The organism is Microbacterium atlanticum (genome assembly GCF_015277815.1).
GTDB lineage: Bacteria > Actinomycetota > Actinomycetes > Actinomycetales > Microbacteriaceae > Microbacterium > Microbacterium atlanticum.
In genome coordinates this window covers 508,803-524,208 of record NZ_CP063813.1, presented here as the reverse complement: position 1 = coordinate 524,208, position 15,406 = coordinate 508,803, and the positions used below count along the sequence as shown (strand labels likewise).

Below are 15,406 nucleotides of genomic sequence, written 5' to 3'. Positions count from 1 at the left end.
TCACACGCCTTCGTAGGCGCAGATCTCGCGGACCTTGTCGGCCGAGGCGCTCGACGGGTCGAACGTGTACGTCAGCCACTCGCGCGCCAGGCGCCGGGCGAGCTCGATGCCCACGACCCGCTGCCCCATGCACAGCACCTGAGCGTCGTTGGAGAGCACCGAGCGCTCGACGCTGAAGGAGTCGTGCGCGGTGACGGCCCGGATCCCCGGCACCTTGTTCGCCGCGATCGCGACGCCGAGGCCGGTCCCGCAGATGAGGAGGGCGCGGTCCGCCTCGCCGGCGGCGACCCGCTCGGCCGCCGTCGTGGCGATCGTCGGATAGTTCGTGTGGCCCTCCGCGTCCACCCCCACGTCGACCACGCTCTCGACGAGCGGATTGTCCAGGAGGTCCTGCTTGAGGCGCTCCTTGTACTCGAAGCCCGCGTCGTCCGAGCCGATCACCAGTCGATAGGTCATGTCATCTCTCCTTCAGGATGTCCAGTGCCCGATGGGCCACCAGCGCGAACGAGACGGCGCCGGGGTCGGGGGTTCCGATGCTCTTGTCGCCGTGCGAGCGGGCGCGGCCGAGCCGGGCCGTGAGGGCGGCGGTCTTCTGCGCGGCGTCGGCGGCGACCTCCGCCGCGTGCTGCCAGGCGGCGACGAGGTCGTCCCCGGCAGCGAGGCGCTCCTGGAGGTCGTCGGCGAACGGGACGATCGCGTCGATCATGGTCTTGTCGCCCGGCTTGGCCTTGCCGAACGACATGACGGCGTCCTTCATCGCGGTCACCCCGTGGCCGACGGCCTCGGCGGTGACGGGGGCGTCGTCGCCGAGCGCGGAGCCGAGGGCGACGAGCATCTCGCCCCAGATCGCGCCGGACGTGCCGCCGCCCTTGTCGGCCCACGCGTCGCCCGCGCGGTGGAGCAGGGTGCCGGCACCGGCGCCCGCGTCCGCGGCCTCGGCGGCCGCGGTGGCCGCGGCGCGGCTGCCCCGCTGCATGCCGATGCCGTGGTCGCCGTCGCCGGCCACGCGGTCGATGCGCCCCAGTTCGTCGGCCGCGTCGTCGAGCGATCCGGCGACCGCCCGGAGCACGCCCGCGATCACCGCGGCGGCGCGCCGCGACGCGTCGGTGGCGGGAGGGATGCGCTCGGACTCCTCGGATGCCGCCAGCTGGTCGTCGGTGACCGCCACCCGCCCCTCGACCGAACCCCGGCGGAACGCGGGCGTGTCGCAGGGCGCGAGCCACAGCCGCTCCAGCTCGTCGTCGGGCCACAGCAGCGTCAGCGACACCCCGGCCATGTCGAAGCTCGTGCAGAACTCGCCCACCTCGGGCTGGACCGCGATAGCCCCGGCTTGGGCGAGCAGCCGGTCGATCGCGCCGTAGAGGAGGAAGAGCTCCTCGTACTTGACGCTCCCCAGCCCGTTGAGGATGGGCACGACCCGCGCGCCGGGCAGTTCGACGCCGTCGGGCAGCTCCTTCAGCAGCGAGCCGACCAGCAGCTCGGCGAGTCCTTCGGCGGTCGGGATCTCGACCTCGTCGATGCCGGGCTCGCCGTGGATGCCGAGGCCCACCGCCATACGCCCCTCCGGCACGGTGAACAGCGGCTCGTCGGCGCCGGGCAGCGTGCACCCGCCGAAGGCGACGCCGAGCGAGCGCGTACGGTCGTTGGCCGCACGGGCGACGCGCTCGACGCCGTCGAGGTCGTACCCCTCAGCGGCCGCACCGCCGGCGACCTTGAAGACGACCAGGTCGCCGGCGATGCCCCGGCGCTTGTCGCGCTCAGCGGTCGGCGCACTGGAGATGTCGTCGGTGACGAGGACCGTGCGGCAGTCGATGCCCGCCGCGCGCATGCGGTCCTGCGCCTGCGTGAAGTGCAGGACGTCGCCGGCGTAGTTGCCGTAGCTCAGCAGCACGCCCCTGCCCTCGTGCGCCGCCGTGGCGACGGAGTGCACCTGGTGCGCGGACGGCGAGGAGAAGACGTTTCCCATGACCGCGCCGTGGGCGAGGCCCGGCCCCACGAGCCCGGCGAAGGCGGGGTAGTGCCCGCTGCCGCCGCCGATCACCACCGCCACTGTGGGGACGGCGGCGCGCGTGGATCCCACGACGCCCCCGGTCACGGGGCGCACCCAGCGGCCCGAGGCGGCGACGAAGCCGGCGATGGAGTCGTCGACGAAGTCGTCGGGATCGTTGAACAGCCGCGTCATTGCGCCTCCTGGCGTGATCGATGTACCCGGCCAATCCTATAGGAAATGGGATCGATGTCCAGGGGGCGCCGTCCTGCCGACGCGGTGGGGGTTCAGGACTCCGCCGCGCTCCTGTCCTCGGCGTCGGGCTCGCCGGGCGCCGAGTCCGCGGAGTCGCCGCGCGCTTGCCCGTCGGGGCGCACGGCCTCCCGGTCCGCAGCGTCCTCCGGCGAGGCATCCGTCACCGTCTCCTCGCCGGGCTGCGCAGGAGAGGGAACGGATGCCGCGGCGAGAGCCGTCTCAGGCCGGATGAGCTCCTTGACCTCTGCCATGAAGCTCATGAGCTGGTGCTGCTGCCAGCGCAGCGTGCGCGTGCGGTCCTCGGCGTCGCGGAGCACGGACTGGGAGTGCGAGGTGACGAGGTCGATGATGCGCTCGGCCTTCACGTGCGCCTGCTCGAGGTGCTCGCGCGCGCGCAGCTGCGCGTCGGCCTCGATCTGCTGCGACTGCGCGCGCATCAGGCGCTCGAAGTCCTCGGCCTTCGCCGACACGCGCTGCGCGTGCTCGAGCGAGGCCGTCACCTGCTCGTTTCCGTCCTGCGTGATGCGCTCGGCGTGGGCGACCGCCTGGTTGTGCAGCACGAGGAACTCCTGGTGCGCGTCGTCCTGACGGCGGGTGAGGGATGCCTCGAACTCCAGGGCCCGCAGCCGCAGATCGCGCACCGCCTCCTCGGCCTCGGCGCGGTCGCGCGCGGTCTCGCGCGCGACGGTCGAGCGCAGCACGGCCGCGCCCTTCTCCGCCTCGGAGCGGATCGCGGCCGCCTCCCGCTCGGCCTGCGAGATCTTCTCGGCGGCGTGGGCGGCCTCCCGCTCGAGGCGCGCCTCGTGAGCGGTCAGCTCGGTGTCGATCTTGAGCCGGATCTGCTGCGCCTCGTGCTGGGCCTGGGACACGATGCCGTCCGCTTCGGCCTGCGCCGCGGTGCGCCGGTTGGCGATCTCCTCGCGCGCCGCCTCGAGCAGGCGGTCGCCCTGGATGCTGGCGTTGCGGATGAGCAGGCTCGCCTGGTCCTCGGCGACCCGCAGCACCTCCTCGAACTGCTGCCGGTTCGGCGACTCGGCCGCGGCGCCGACGAGCTCGTCGCTGAGCGCCTGCACCCGCTGCTCCGCGTCGGCGAGCTGGGCGTTGGACAGCTCGAGCTCGGCGCGCAGGCGCCCGAGGGCGTCGTCGTCCTCCTCCCGGGCGACGGATGCCTGCGCTTCGGCTCTTTCGAGATCCTTGCGGTGGTTCTCCTCGGCGGCGGCGAGCGCGGCCTGCAGGGCCTCGAGCTCCTCCTGGCGGGTCGCCGCTGCGGCCTCGACCTCGGCCTGCCGACGCTCGTCGGCCGCCCGCAGCTCGGCTTCCAGGCGCTCGGCCTTCGCACGGATCTGTGCGACGGCGGCGCCCGCGCGGCGCTGGTGCTGCTTGAGCTGGGCGACCTCGTCGGTCGCGGCGCGCACCCGCGCGTCGAGGCCGGCGATCGCGGCGTCGACCTCTTCCTTGTCGTAACCGCGGAACGTGGTGGAGAACCCCGAGACGAAAGTCGTCGAGGTCTCGCTCATGAGGTTCTCGAAGGGGTCGGTCTCGGAGTGGCCGGTGGTGCCGGCGACGGCGTTGTCGGACATCGGGTGACTGTGCTTTCTGAGGGCGAGGGCGTGCGTCGGAATCGCCGTGACGGCGACCGCCGAGGCGGCGGCGGTGCGTCCTGCCGGCCGCGCGGCGAACGGGTCGCCGGGCGCGCGGGCGACGGAGGCCGCATCGCCTCGACGACACCGGGGGGTGGAGTGTCGCAGGGCTGACTGCGCATCGGGTGACTGAACCCTACCCCGCCGCGATGTGCCCGCGAAAACGCGCCCGGCGGCGGCGTCGCGCATCGGATCCCGGCGGCCGGCAGCGCCGACCGGGGGCGGCCGTCGCGGATGGCTCAGCGAAGCGCGCCGACGCTCGCCAGCGCGAGCCGCACCAGCGTGCCGCGGCCGCCCTCCATCTCGGCGGAGAGGGCGTCGGAGGATGCTTCCTCCGGCGTGAGCCACGTCACCTCCAGCGCGTCCTGCCGCGGCTCGCAGGTCCCGGTCACCGGCACCACGAACGCCAGCGAGACGGCGTGCTGCCGGTCGTCGTGGAACGCGCTCACGCCCGGCAGCGGGAAGTACTCCGCGACGGTGAACGGCGTCGGCTGAGGCGGCAGGAGCGGGAAGGCCATCGGCCCCAGGTCGTTCTCGAGGTGGCGGAACAGCGCGTCGCGCACGGTCTCGCCGTACCGCACGCGGCCGGACACGATGGTGCGCGTGATCTCTCCGACCGGTGTCGCCCGCAGCAGGATGCCGACCGCCGTCACCTGGCCCATCCCGTCGGTGCGCACCGGCACGCCCTCGACGTAGAGCATGGGAAGGCGACGCCGCGCCTCCTCGAGCTCGATGTCGCTCAGCCAGGCGGGGTTCGAGACGTTCCCGGCGGGTGGGCCGAACGGCTCGTCGCCTGCGGGCTCGGGGTCGGGAGTGCGCACGGACATGCCTCCTGTATACCGCCTCACCTCGGATCCCGCCCCCGCTGCCGACTGCGGTTGCGAACCGTCGGTACAGTGAGCGGCACGACGGGCGAAGGGGTGGGACATGGCGGAAGAGCACGCGGAGAGCCGGCTGAGCCGGATCCAGGACGTCGTCGCGGTCTTCGTCCTCTCGATCACGGCCGTGCTCACCGCCTGGTGCGGGTTCGAGGCCTCCAAATGGGGCGGCGAGATGTCCATCGCCTTCAGCCAGGCCTCGTCCGCCCGCATCCAGGCCGCCAGCGCGAACGCCGACGCTCGCTCCGCGGAGCAGTTCGACCTCACGGTCTACGCGCAATGGGTCGTGGCTTCTGCCGAAGGCGAGACGGAGCTCGCTCAGTACATCCAGGACCGCTTCCCACCGCACTTCGCCCTCGCCTTCGACGCCTGGCAGGCGGACGGCATGGTCGAGACCGGTCCGTTCGTGCGCGAGGAGTACGTGCCGCCCGGGCAGGTGGAGGCCGACATCCTCCTCACGTTCCCGATCAAGATCTGACGTGGGTCGAGGCCGGCCTCAGCACCGGCGCTGACGCGGGGTCCACGGCAGGTGGGAGGATGGTCGTCATGCCGGAAGCGCTCGTCCTCGACGCCGATGCCGTGCTGTGGTCGGCCGATCGCCACGACCTCGCCGGCCGTCACCTGCTGCTGCTCCTCCACGGCTACGGGGCCGACGAGCACGACCTGTATCCGCTCCGGGCCTACCTGCCCGAATCGTTCGCCGTCGCGAGCCTGGCCGCTCCGCTGTCCCCGCCGTGGCCGGCGCCCGGCCGCTCCTGGTACCCGATCGACGGCCTGGACGGCCGGGACCCGTCCCATGTGACCCGCGCCGCCGAGGCCGTCATCGGCTGGGCCGACGCACACGCACCGCACGCGGCATCCGTGGGTCTCCTCGGCTTCTCGCAGGGCGCGGCGGTGTCGCTGCAGGCGCTGCGCCTCGACCCGCAGCGCTTCGCCTTCGCGGTGAACCTGTCGGGCTACGCGACGCCCGGCGCCCTGCCCCGCGACGCCGAGCTCGCCGAGCGCCGGCCCCCGGTGTTCTGGGGCCGCGGCACGAACGACGACGTCATCCCCGGCTTCCTCGTCGAGCACACGACGCAGTGGCTCCCCGAGCACGCGGAGCTGAGCGGCCGCGTCTACGCCGGCCTCACCCACAGCATCTCGGAGCAGGAGCTCGCCGACGTGCGCGTCTTCCTCGACAAGCAGCTCGAGGCGCTGGACGCCGACTGACCGCACTGGCCGCGTGCGGGTTCCTGCGCTATGGTGTCTGACGGCCTTGTCCCCTTCGTGAGGAACTCCCGTGAAGCTGACCGACGCGACCGCGCACTCATCGCGCTGATCCGTCGACCCTCGACGCACCAGCGCTTCTGATCCGCGCTGGCCCGTCGATCGGCCGCTTCTCGATCCGTCCCCGCATGCCCGGACGCATCCCGGCCCCGGTGTCAGCGCACGACTGACACCGGAGGCCTCAATGCCCGCTCACACCCTCACCCCTGCCGTCGTCCTCGATCGCGTCTCGCTCGCGTGGCCCGACGGCACCCCCGCCCTCTCGGAGCTGTCGGGATCCTTCGGATCCGGTCGCACCGGCCTCGTCGGCCGCAACGGCTCCGGCAAATCGACGCTGCTGCGGCTCGTCGCCGGGGAGCTCACGCCCACCGCCGGCCACATCGCGCGGACAGCGGATGCCGCGTACCTGCCGCAGCGCCTGACGCTCGACGTCGACCGTCCCGTCGCCGATCTCCTCGGCGTCGGCGACACGCTCCGGGCGCTCCGCGCCATCGAGTCCGGCGACTCCGACCCGCGCCACTTCGACGCGGTCGGGGCGGAGTGGGACATCGAGGCGCGGGCGCACGCCGCGCTCGCCGACGCCGGGCTCTCCCCCGACATGCTCGACCGCCGCGTCGGCCAGTTGTCCGGCGGCGAGGCGGTGCTCACCGCGATCGCCGGCATCCGCCTCCGCGGCGCGTCGATCGCGCTGCTGGACGAGCCGACGAACAACCTCGACCGCGACGCCCGCGCGCGCCTGTACGACATGGTGCGCTCGTGGCGCGGGGCGCTCGTCGTGGTGAGCCACGACGTCGCCCTGCTGGAGCTCGTCGACGACACCGCCGAGCTCTACGACAGCGAGCTGGCGGTGTTCGGCGGCCCGTACTCGCAGTGGCGGGCGTGGCTGGACGCCGAGCAGGGCGCCGCCCGCGACGCCGAGCGCGCCGCCCGGCAGGCCGTCCGCCGCGAGAAGCGCCAGCGCATCGAGGCTGAGACGACCATCGCCCGCCGTGCCGCGATGGGCCGCAAGGCCCAGCTCGAGAAGCGCGTGCCGCCGATCGTGGCCGGGGGACTCAAGCGCGCCGCCCAGGTGTCGGCCGGCAAGCTGCGCGGCGAGAAGGCCGACCGTGAGGCATCCGCCCGCGAAGCGCTCGATGCCGCCGAGCGCCGCGTCCGCGACGACGACACGGTGAGAATCGACCTCCCCGACCCCGGGGTGCCCGCCGGGCGCCGCATCGCGACCCTGGGCGACGGCGAGCGCTCGTGGATCATCCAGGGGCCGGAGCGGGTCGCCCTCACCGGTCCGAACGGCGCCGGCAAGACGACGCTGCTGGAGAGGCTGGTCGGGTCGGTGTCGCAGAACTCCACGGATCCGGACGCGCCGGCGGCCCTCGGGCCCGATTCGGGCCGTTCGGCGCCGAAACAGTGGAGTTCTGCACGCGCCGAGCTGCACACCGACCGGGTCGGGTACCTGCCGCAGCGGGTGGACGGGCTCGACGACGGGGCGTCCGTGCTCGACAACGTCGCCTCGGCGGCTCCCCACGTGACGACGGTCGAGCTGCGGAACCGGCTGGCACGGTTCCTCATCCGTGGGGCGGCGGTGCAGCGCCCGGTCGGGTCGCTGTCGGGCGGCGAGCGGTTCCGGGTCGCGCTGGCGCGGCTGATGCTCGCCGACCCGCCGCCGCAGCTCCTGGTGTTCGACGAGCCGACGAACAACCTCGACCTCGATACGGTCGACCAGCTCGTCGCCGCGATCGCCGCCTACCGTGGGGCCGTCCTCGTCGTCAGCCACGACGACGCGTTCCTCGAGCGCATCGGCGTGGACCTCGTGCTCGAGCTGGATCGGGAGGGGGCGCTCAGCGAGCGCTGACACCGGGTCGCGGCATCCGTCACCGGCGAAGGGGACGGATGCCGCGGCCGCCCCGCACCCGCCTCGGGGGCCAGCCCCCGTGCGCAGAGCCGGCGCGGCGCGGAGGATGGGGGCATGAACTCACTCGTCAGGCCGCAGCGCGGCCGCTGGATCGCCGGCGTGTGCCTGGCCGTCGCCAACCGCTTCGGCTGGAACGTCACGCTGATCCGCATCCTCACCGTGGTCGCCATGGTGTTCTTCGGACTCCCGCTGTGGATCTACATCCTGCTGTGGATCCTGGTCCCCTCCGAACGCTGAGCCGCGGCGCCTCTGGCGCCTGTCCGCCCGCCGCGCGATGATGAGCGCATGAATCGCCTGGTGCGTCCCGTACGGGGACGGATGATCGCCGGAGTGTGCCAGGGCATCGCGGACCGCTTCGGCTGCAGCGTCGTGCCGGTACGCGTGCTCTGGGTCGCCTCGACGGTGTTCTTCGGCGTCTCGATCCTCATGTATCTGCTGCTGTGGATCCTTCTGCCCGACGAGCGGTGAGCGCTGCGCGGACGGCGCGGGACGTGCCCTGGGGTCACCCCCAGTCGGAGGCGGCGCCACGCGCGAGCGCGCGGACCGCGTCCTCGGCGGACCACGGTGCCGTCGTGGACACCACGGCCGAGAGCGCGTTCACCCCGTCCGTCATGGTGTAGCCCGCCGCCGCAACGGACTGGAAGCTCGAGTCGAGCCATGCGGTGACACCCGGCACGCCGGTGTCGAACGGGGGGTCGTCCGCATTCGTCGGCAGCATCCACGCTTGGCCGGCTACCGCGTTGACCTCGAACCGGTTCCCCCCGTCGTACAGGTAGCAGCCGGAGCGGTTCGACACCGTGGCGGCCAGCAGGCCGCCCGGCGGCGGCGGGTCGTGGTAGCCGCCCGCCTCTCCGGTCATCGGCGTGCCGAGCTCGCCGGACATCGTGGCGGCCAGCGCGGTGCAGTCCAACGCCGTCCACCATCCCGATCGATCCCGCGTCCAAACCTCGCTGCCCCGTGCGCGCAGGTTCTCGAAGACCGAAGAGGTGAGGGAGGCTGTCCATTCGTCGATCTGCGCGCGGTCCGCCCCCGGGAAGGACTGGAAGGAGGCGCCGATCCAGATGTCGTCGCTCTCTGCCACGCCGGCGCAGACCCACTGCGCATCGCACTCCTCGAAGTAGTAGCCGACCTGATCAGCCGGGAACCGCGTGTCGCCCAGACCGGCGCGCGGGAGGATCTCCAGACGGACAGCCGTCCCCTCGGTCGCCTCCCAGCTACACAGCAAGCCGCCCACGTTGCCGAGGTCGCCCCTGCTCTCGGAGGCGGCCGATGCCAGTTCGACACCGGTCACCTCCCGGATGTCCGCCGGAGTCAGGGCGGCCGCACAGTCCCCGCCGAACACGACCGGCGGCTTCTCACCGGCACCGACGAGACGGACCTCGGTCGTGGCGGTGGGACTGGGTGCCGCCGTCGCGGTGGGTGTCGCCGTCGCGTCGGGCTCCGGCGGCGACGTGCAGGCGGTGAGTGCGCCCGCGACGACGAGCGCGGCGAGGGCCGGGGCGAGGTTACTGCGCAAGAGAGGTCTCCAAGGGGGGCGGTCCTGCGACTCTAACCGCCGGCGGCGCCGGAACCGGCCCGATGTCGGAGATCCCGGCGAAGATGGAGGGATGGGCGACGTCCTGGAGCGATTCGGTCCTGCCACGCGGGACTGGTTCCGCGGCGCCTTCGCCGCGCCGACCGACGCGCAGACGGGCGCGTGGGAGGCCATCTCCGCCGGAAAGCACGCACTCGTGGTCGCGCCGACCGGCTCGGGCAAGACGCTGTCGGCGTTCCTGTGGGCGATCGACCGGGTGTTCCACGACAAGGCGGCGGCGCCCGCCGGCGCAGCCGAACGAGGCGAGCCGGCATCGAGCGGCGTCCCGGCCCGCCGGAGGAGGCGAGCGGATGCCCCCGCTCCCGCGACGCGCATCCTCTACATCTCCCCCCTGAAAGCGCTGGGCGTCGACGTCGAGCGCAACCTGCGCTCCCCGCTGGTCGGCATCGGCCAGTCGGCACGGCGGCTCGGACTCCGCGTCCCCGACGTCACGGTCGGCGTGCGGTCCGGCGACACGCCGGCCTCCGACCGGCGCAAGCTCGTGCAGGCTCCGCCCGACATCCTCATCACCACGCCCGAGTCGCTGTACCTCATGCTCACCAGCCGCGCCGGCGAGACCCTGCGCGACGTCCACACGGTGATCGTCGACGAGGTGCACGCGGTCGCGGCGACCAAGCGCGGCGCGCACCTCGCCGTGAGCCTCGAGCGGCTCGACGCGCTGCGCCGGTCCTTCGCAGCCGACGCGCCGCCCGCCCAGCGCATCGGACTGTCGGCGACAGTCCGCCCGATCGACGAGGTGGCGCGGTTCCTCGGCGGGGCCGAGCCGGTCGAGATCGTCGCGCCCCGCGCCTCCAAGGCCTTCGACATGCGGGTCGTCGTCCCGATCGACGACATGCTCAACCCTCCGCCGCCGCCGAGCGCCTCCTCGTCGGATCCGGCGGCAGGGACGGGGACGGATGCCTCGGCCGGGGCATCCGCGGATCCCGAGACCGAGCCGATCGACGAGGACTGGTTCCAGGACGGCTCGTCCGGGCGGCCCCGCGCGGCGGGCGGCGGCGAGACCGAGATCACCGGCTCGGTGTGGCCACACGTGGAGGAGGCGATCGTCGACCGCATCGTGCAGCACCGGTCGACCATCGTCTTCTGCAACTCCCGGCGCCTCGCCGAGCGACTCACCGGCCGGCTGAACGAGATCTACTCGGAGCGGCTCGGACTGCAGCTGCCCGACTCGAGCGTGCCCGCCGCGATGATGGCGCAGGCCGGCGCGACGGCCGGCGCCGACCCGGTGCTCGCCAAAGCACATCACGGCTCCGTCTCGAAGGAGCAGCGGGCGCAGGTCGAGGAGGAGCTGAAGTCGGGAGTCCTCCGCTGCGTGGTGGCGACGTCGAGTCTCGAGCTCGGCATAGACATGGGCGCCGTCGACCTCGTCATCCAGGTCGAGGCGCCGCCGAGTGCGGCCTCGGGGCTGCAGCGGATCGGGCGCGCCGGCCACCAGGTGGGCGAGGTCAGCCGGGCCGCGCTCTTCCCGAAGCACCGCAGCGACGTGCTGCACACCGCGATCGTGACCGAGCGCATGCTGGCAGGCCAGATCGAGGCCATCGCCATTCCGCAGAATCCGCTCGACATCCTCGCGCAGCAGACGGTGGCCGCCGCCGCGGTCGGCCCGGTCGACGTCGAGGGGTGGTACGAGACCCTCAAGCGCAGCGCGCCGTTCCGGTCCCTCCCCCGCTCCGCCTATGAGGCGACGCTCGACCTGATCGCGGGCCGCTTCCCGTCCGACGAGTTCGCCGAGCTCCGGCCCCGCGTGATCTGGGACCGGGATCTCGGCGTCCTGACCGGGCGACCGGGCGCCCAGCACATCGCCGTCACGAGCGGCGGCACCATCCCCGATCGCGGCCTGTTCGGCGTCTTCATCGCCGGAGAGTCGCAGAACGCGCGTGTCGGCGAGCTCGACGAGGAGATGGTCTACGAGTCGCGGGTGAACGACGTGTTCACACTCGGCACGACGAGCTGGCGGATCGTCGAGATCACCCACGACCGGGTCAACGTGGTGCCCGCCTTCGGGCAGCCGGGCAAGGTCCCGTTCTGGCACGGCGACGGCATCGGGCGTCCCGCAGAGCTCGGCGAGGCGCTGGGGAGGTTCTCCCGCGAGGTGTCGACCGCGAAGCCCGACAAGGCCGAGGCGCGCCTGCGCGAGGCCGGCCTCGACGAATACGCGCAGGACAACCTGCTGGCCTACCTCGCCGAGCAGCGCGAGGCCACCGGCACGCTCCCGACCGACCGGCAGCTGACGGTCGAGCGCGGCCGCGACGAGGTCGGCGACTGGCGCGTGATCCTTCATTCCCCGTACGGCATGCAGGTGCACGCGCCCTGGGCGCTCGCCGTTAACGCCCGCATCCGCGAGCGGCTCGGCGTGGACGGCTCGGCTGTCGCGAGCGACGACGGCATCATCGCGCGGATCCCGGATGCCACGGCCGAGCCGCCCGGCGCGGACCTCTTCGTGTTCGACCCCGACGAGCTCGACCAGATCGTGACCGAGGAGGTGGGCGGCTCGGCGCTGTTCGCCTCCCGCTTCCGGGAGTGCGCCGCGCGGGCCCTCCTCATGCCGCGACGCAACCCCGGCAAGCGCACCCCGCTGTGGCAGCAGCGCCAGCGCTCCGCGCAACTGCTCGAGGTGGCACGCCGGTACCCGACGTTCCCGATCATCCTCGAGACGCTCCGCGAAGTGCTGCAGGACGTCTACGACGTGCCGGCCCTGCTGCGCCTCATGCGCGGGATCGGCGAGCGCCGCATCCGGCTGATCGAGACCGAGCCCGCCCAGCCGTCGCCGTTCGCACGCGACCTGCTGTTCGGCTACGTCGGCGCGTTCATGTACGAGGGCGACTCCCCGCTCGCCGAGCGCAGGGCCGCCGCGCTGTCGGTCGACCCGGCGCTGCTGTCGGAGCTGCTCGGCAAGGTCGAGATGAGGGAGCTGCTCGACCCCGACGTGATCGCGCAGTTCGAGCGCGAGGCCCAGCGACTCGACCCGGAGCGCCGCGCCCGCGGAGTCGAGGGCGTGGCCGACCTGCTGCGGATCCTCGGCCCGCTGGATGCGGAGGAGGTCGCGGCCCGGCTCAAGCCGGCCGCCGACGGCACGTCGGACGGGCAGGCCACCGCGTCCGAGGCATCCGCCCTGCTGGACGCCCTCGTGACCGCGCGCCGGGCGATCCCGGTCACCCTCGCGGGGATCACCCGGATCGCCGCCATCGAAGATGCCGGGCGCCTGCGCGACGCGCTCGGCGCCGCCCTGCCCGTCGGCATCCCGACCGCCTTCCTCGAGCCCGTGGCCGATCCCCTCGGCGACCTCATCGCGCGGTACGCCCGCACGCACGGACCCTTCACCGCGGATGCCGCCGCCGAGCGCCTCGGCATCGGCGTGGCGGTCGCGCGGCTGACGCTGCAGCGCCTCGAATCACAGGGGCGCGTCACCAGCGGGTTCTTCCTGCCCGACCCTCAGACGGCCTCCGGCACCGGCGACGCCACCCGGGGCGATGAGGCGGAGTGGTGCGACGCGGAGGTGCTGCGGCGGCTGCGGATGCGCTCGCTCGCGGCGATCCGCGGCAGCGTCGAACCGGTGCCGCAGCCTGCGTACGCGCGGTTCCTGCCGGTGTGGCAGCACGTCAAGCGACCGCTCGAGGGCGTCGACGGGGTCGCCGCGGTCGTCGAGCAGCTGGCCGGCGTGCCGATTCCGGCGAGCGCCTGGGAGTCGCTGGTGCTCCCGGCGCGGGTGGCGGACTACACGCCGGGGATGCTGGACGAGCTGACGGCGACGGGTGAAGTGGTCTGGTCGGGGCACGGCAGCCTGCCGGGAAGGGACGGCTGGATCGCGCTGCACCCCGCCGACGCCGTGTCGCTCACCCTCACGCTCCCCGACGAGGCGGAGGATCCCGCGCCCGGGTCGCTGGACGCCCAGCTGCTCGCGGCGCTCGCGAGCGGAGGCGCGTACTTCGCCGCGCAGCTGAAGCAGACCACGGGCGCAGACAACGAGCAGTCGGTCATCGAGGCGCTGTGGCGGCTGACGTGGTCGGGACGCGTGACGAACGACACCTTCGCCCCCGTGCGCGGGCTCGTGTCGGGCGGGTCGCAGGCGCACCGGGTCAGCAGGCGGGCGCCCCGGGCCCGCCTGTACCGGGGCGCGGCGGTGCGCACCGTCGCCTCCTCGGTGCCCGCGCGCCCGCCGGCGATCGGCGGCCGCTGGTCGCTGCTGCCCGAAGCCGAGCCCGACGCCGCGCTGCGCGCGACGGCGACCGCCGGCCTCCTACTCGACCGGTACGGCGTGGTGACGCGCGGGGCCGTGCAGTCCGAGGGCGTGCCGGGCGGCTTCGCCCAGGTCTACCGCGTGCTCGCCGGCTTCGAGGAAGCCGGGCACTGCCGCCGGGGCTACGTCGTCGAGAAGCTCGGCGCCGCCCAGTTCGCCGCATCCGCGACGGTCGACCGGCTGCGCGAGTTCGCCGGCCTGCCCGACCCGCCGCCGCTGCGGACGGTGACGCTCGCCGCCACCGACCCCGCCAACCCGTACGGCGCGGCGCTCGCCTGGCCGGCGCTCGAGGGCGTCGGCCATCGGCCCGGCCGCAAGGCCGGTGCGCTGGTCGTGCTGGTCGACGGAGAGCTCGCCCTGTACCTCGAGCGGGGCGGCAAGTCCGCCCTCGCCTTCACCGGCGATGAGGGCGTGCTGACGGCGGCCGCGAAGGATCTCGCAGCGACGGCGCGTGCCCGGCGCCTCGACACCCTCACTGTCGAGCAGGTCAACGGAGAGTTCGTCTACGGCACCGGGTCCGGCCGTGCGCTGCGCGAGGCCGGGTTCGTCGAGTCGCCGCGAGGGCTCACCCTGCGCCGGCTCACCGCCGGCGACGTGCTGCGCGAGGGCGCGCGTGCCTGAGGGCGACACCGTCTTCCGCGCCGCCCGGCGGCTGAACGCGGCTCTCGCCGGCGCGACCGTGACCCGGTTCGAGCTGCGCGTGCCGCAGGTGGCCACCGTCGACCTGCGCGGCGAGGTCGTGCACGAGGTCGTCTCGCGCGGCAAGCACCTCCTCCACCGCATCGGGACGTGGACCCTCCACACCCACCTCAAGATGGAGGGCGAATGGCACGTCTACCGACGCGGCGAGCGCTGGCACGCCGCCGCCTTCCGCGCGCGAGCCGTCATCGGGGCGACCGCCCCCGACGGGGCGGAATGGGAGACCGTGGGTTTCGACCTCGCCGACATCACGGTGGTGCCCACGGCCGACGAGGAGCAGCTGGTCGGCCACCTGGGGCCCGACCCGCTGTCGGACGCGTGGGATCCCGTCGAGGCGGCGCGGCGACTGGCGGCCGACACACGTCCCGTCCATGTCGCCATCCAGGACCAGCGCAATGTCGCCGGGTTCGGCAACGAGTACGCCAACGAGATCCTCTTCGTCCGCGGCGTCCTTCCCACCACCCCCGCCACCGAGGTGGACGCCGCCGCCGCGGTCGACCTGGGCGCGCGCATGATCCGCGCCAACCGGGATCGGTCGGGGCGCACCTTCACCGGCGACTCCCGCCCGGGCCGCTCCACGTGGGTGTACCGGCGGGAAGGCCGCCCGTGCCGTCGCTGCGGAACGCTGATCCGCGGCGGCAGTCTGGGGGCGGATCCCACGCGCGAGCGCATCGTCTTCTGGTGCCCGACCTGCCAGCGGTGACCGCCCTGCAGCACGTTTTCGTCACGATGCGCGACGGACGGATCGTCGTCGTCGCGAGCGGCTGGACGCACGACCACGACGCATCGGCCTCGAAACCCCGCGGTAGCGCGCTCGTTACACGCGTCCGGACGATCTGTCGGGCCGAAGGCATGCGCCGCCGCGGATCGTCCGGTTCGCTCTCGGGCGCGTTGCAGGGCCGCACCGCGGGCTATTGAATACCTGACACACCCGAAAGGGG

13 protein-coding genes are annotated in these 15,406 nt (G+C 73.5%); 8 read left to right on the top strand and 5 right to left on the bottom strand.

Annotated elements, in window-relative coordinates; all coding sequences use genetic code 11:
• The 4 genes from IR212_RS02270 to IR212_RS02255 all read right to left on the bottom strand — a co-directional run bounded on the left by IR212_RS02270 (window position 1) and on the right by IR212_RS02255 (window position 4,709).
• Complete coding sequence (locus IR212_RS02270) at window positions 1–456, bottom strand: ribose-5-phosphate isomerase (protein ID WP_194397413.1); 456 nt, start codon at window positions 454–456, stop codon at window positions 1–3.
• Window position 457: 1 nt separating this feature from the next.
• Window positions 458–2,182, bottom strand: coding sequence for a dihydroxyacetone kinase family protein (locus IR212_RS02265; RefSeq protein ID WP_194397412.1), 1,725 nt, complete (start codon window positions 2,180–2,182; stop codon window positions 458–460).
• Window positions 2,183–2,274: 92 nt separating this feature from the next.
• On the bottom strand, window positions 2,275–3,822 hold the full coding sequence (locus tag IR212_RS02260) for a coiled-coil domain-containing protein (protein WP_194397411.1): 1,548 nt from the start codon (window positions 3,820–3,822) through the stop codon (window positions 2,275–2,277).
• A gap of 299 nt (window positions 3,823–4,121) precedes the next feature.
• Entirely contained in the window at window positions 4,122–4,709 is a 588-nt protein-coding gene (locus IR212_RS02255) for an NUDIX hydrolase family protein (RefSeq protein WP_194397410.1), read from the bottom strand.
• Window positions 4,710–4,809: 100 nt separating this feature from the next.
• Between IR212_RS02255 and IR212_RS02250 the strand changes: the two genes are divergently transcribed.
• The 5 genes from IR212_RS02250 (at window position 4,810) to IR212_RS02230 (ending at window position 8,403) form a co-directional block, all read left to right on the top strand.
• Window positions 4,810–5,238 (top strand): hypothetical protein, encoded by a 429-nt coding sequence (locus IR212_RS02250; RefSeq protein ID WP_194397409.1) that lies wholly within the window; start codon window positions 4,810–4,812, stop codon window positions 5,236–5,238.
• Between the two features lie 68 nt (window positions 5,239–5,306).
• Window positions 5,307–5,969: an alpha/beta hydrolase gene (locus IR212_RS02245; RefSeq protein ID WP_194397408.1), complete on the top strand. Its 663-nt coding sequence runs from the start codon at window positions 5,307–5,309 to the stop codon at window positions 5,967–5,969.
• A 241-nt stretch (window positions 5,970–6,210) separates the two neighbouring features.
• The gene (locus tag IR212_RS02240) at window positions 6,211–7,875 is read left to right on the top strand and encodes an ABC-F family ATP-binding cassette domain-containing protein (RefSeq protein ID WP_194397407.1); all 1,665 of its coding nucleotides are present in this window, start codon (window positions 6,211–6,213) and stop codon (window positions 7,873–7,875) included.
• Window positions 7,876–7,989: 114 nt separating this feature from the next.
• Window positions 7,990–8,172 (top strand): PspC domain-containing protein, encoded by a 183-nt coding sequence (locus IR212_RS02235; protein WP_194397406.1) that lies wholly within the window; start codon window positions 7,990–7,992, stop codon window positions 8,170–8,172.
• Window positions 8,173–8,220: 48 nt separating this feature from the next.
• Entirely contained in the window at window positions 8,221–8,403 is a 183-nt protein-coding gene (locus IR212_RS02230; protein WP_194397405.1) for a PspC domain-containing protein, read from the top strand.
• A gap of 34 nt (window positions 8,404–8,437) precedes the next feature.
• Here IR212_RS02230 and IR212_RS02225 read toward each other — a convergent pair whose 3' ends face one another.
• A complete protein-coding gene (locus IR212_RS02225) occupies window positions 8,438–9,451 on the bottom strand; it encodes a hypothetical protein (RefSeq protein WP_194397404.1) in 1,014 nt (337 codons plus the stop codon).
• A 91-nt stretch (window positions 9,452–9,542) separates the two neighbouring features.
• Here IR212_RS02225 and IR212_RS02220 point away from each other — a divergent pair, with 91 nt between their 5' ends.
• Genes IR212_RS02220 through IR212_RS02210 form a run of 3 tightly spaced genes read left to right on the top strand, consistent with a single transcriptional unit; the run spans window position 9,543 to window position 15,383 of the window.
• Window positions 9,543–14,387: an ATP-dependent helicase gene (locus IR212_RS02220; protein WP_194397403.1), complete on the top strand. Its 4,845-nt coding sequence runs from the start codon at window positions 9,543–9,545 to the stop codon at window positions 14,385–14,387.
• Complete coding sequence (locus IR212_RS02215; protein WP_194397402.1) at window positions 14,380–15,168, top strand: Fpg/Nei family DNA glycosylase; 789 nt, start codon at window positions 14,380–14,382, stop codon at window positions 15,166–15,168. The genes IR212_RS02220 and IR212_RS02215 overlap by 8 nt, the downstream gene beginning before the upstream one ends.
• On the top strand, window positions 15,147–15,383 hold the full coding sequence (locus IR212_RS02210; RefSeq protein WP_194397401.1) for a hypothetical protein: 237 nt from the start codon (window positions 15,147–15,149) through the stop codon (window positions 15,381–15,383). Before IR212_RS02215 ends, IR212_RS02210 begins: the two co-directional genes overlap by 22 nt.
• Window positions 15,384–15,406 lie beyond the last annotated feature (23 nt).

Excerpts from the sequence above, each read along its gene's own strand:
- IR212_RS02230 (WP_194397405.1), top strand. The coding sequence starts at position 8,221 with ATGAATCGCCTGGTGCGTCCCGTACGGGGACGGATGATCGCCGGAGTG.
- IR212_RS02250 (WP_194397409.1), top strand. The coding sequence starts at position 4,810 with ATGGCGGAAGAGCACGCGGAGAGCCGGCTGAGCCGGATCCAGGACGTC.
- IR212_RS02260 (WP_194397411.1), bottom strand. The coding sequence starts at position 3,822 with ATGTCCGACAACGCCGTCGCCGGCACCACCGGCCACTCCGAGACCGAC.
- IR212_RS02265 (WP_194397412.1), bottom strand. The coding sequence starts at position 2,182 with ATGACGCGGCTGTTCAACGATCCCGACGACTTCGTCGACGACTCCATC.
- IR212_RS02255 (WP_194397410.1), bottom strand. The coding sequence starts at position 4,709 with ATGTCCGTGCGCACTCCCGACCCCGAGCCCGCAGGCGACGAGCCGTTC.
- IR212_RS02245 (WP_194397408.1), top strand. The coding sequence starts at position 5,307 with ATGCCGGAAGCGCTCGTCCTCGACGCCGATGCCGTGCTGTGGTCGGCC.
- IR212_RS02270 (WP_194397413.1), bottom strand. The coding sequence starts at position 456 with ATGACCTATCGACTGGTGATCGGCTCGGACGACGCGGGCTTCGAGTAC.
- IR212_RS02220 (WP_194397403.1), top strand. The coding sequence starts at position 9,543 with ATGGGCGACGTCCTGGAGCGATTCGGTCCTGCCACGCGGGACTGGTTC.
- IR212_RS02235 (WP_194397406.1), top strand. The coding sequence starts at position 7,990 with ATGAACTCACTCGTCAGGCCGCAGCGCGGCCGCTGGATCGCCGGCGTG.
- IR212_RS02240 (WP_194397407.1), top strand. The coding sequence starts at position 6,211 with ATGCCCGCTCACACCCTCACCCCTGCCGTCGTCCTCGATCGCGTCTCG.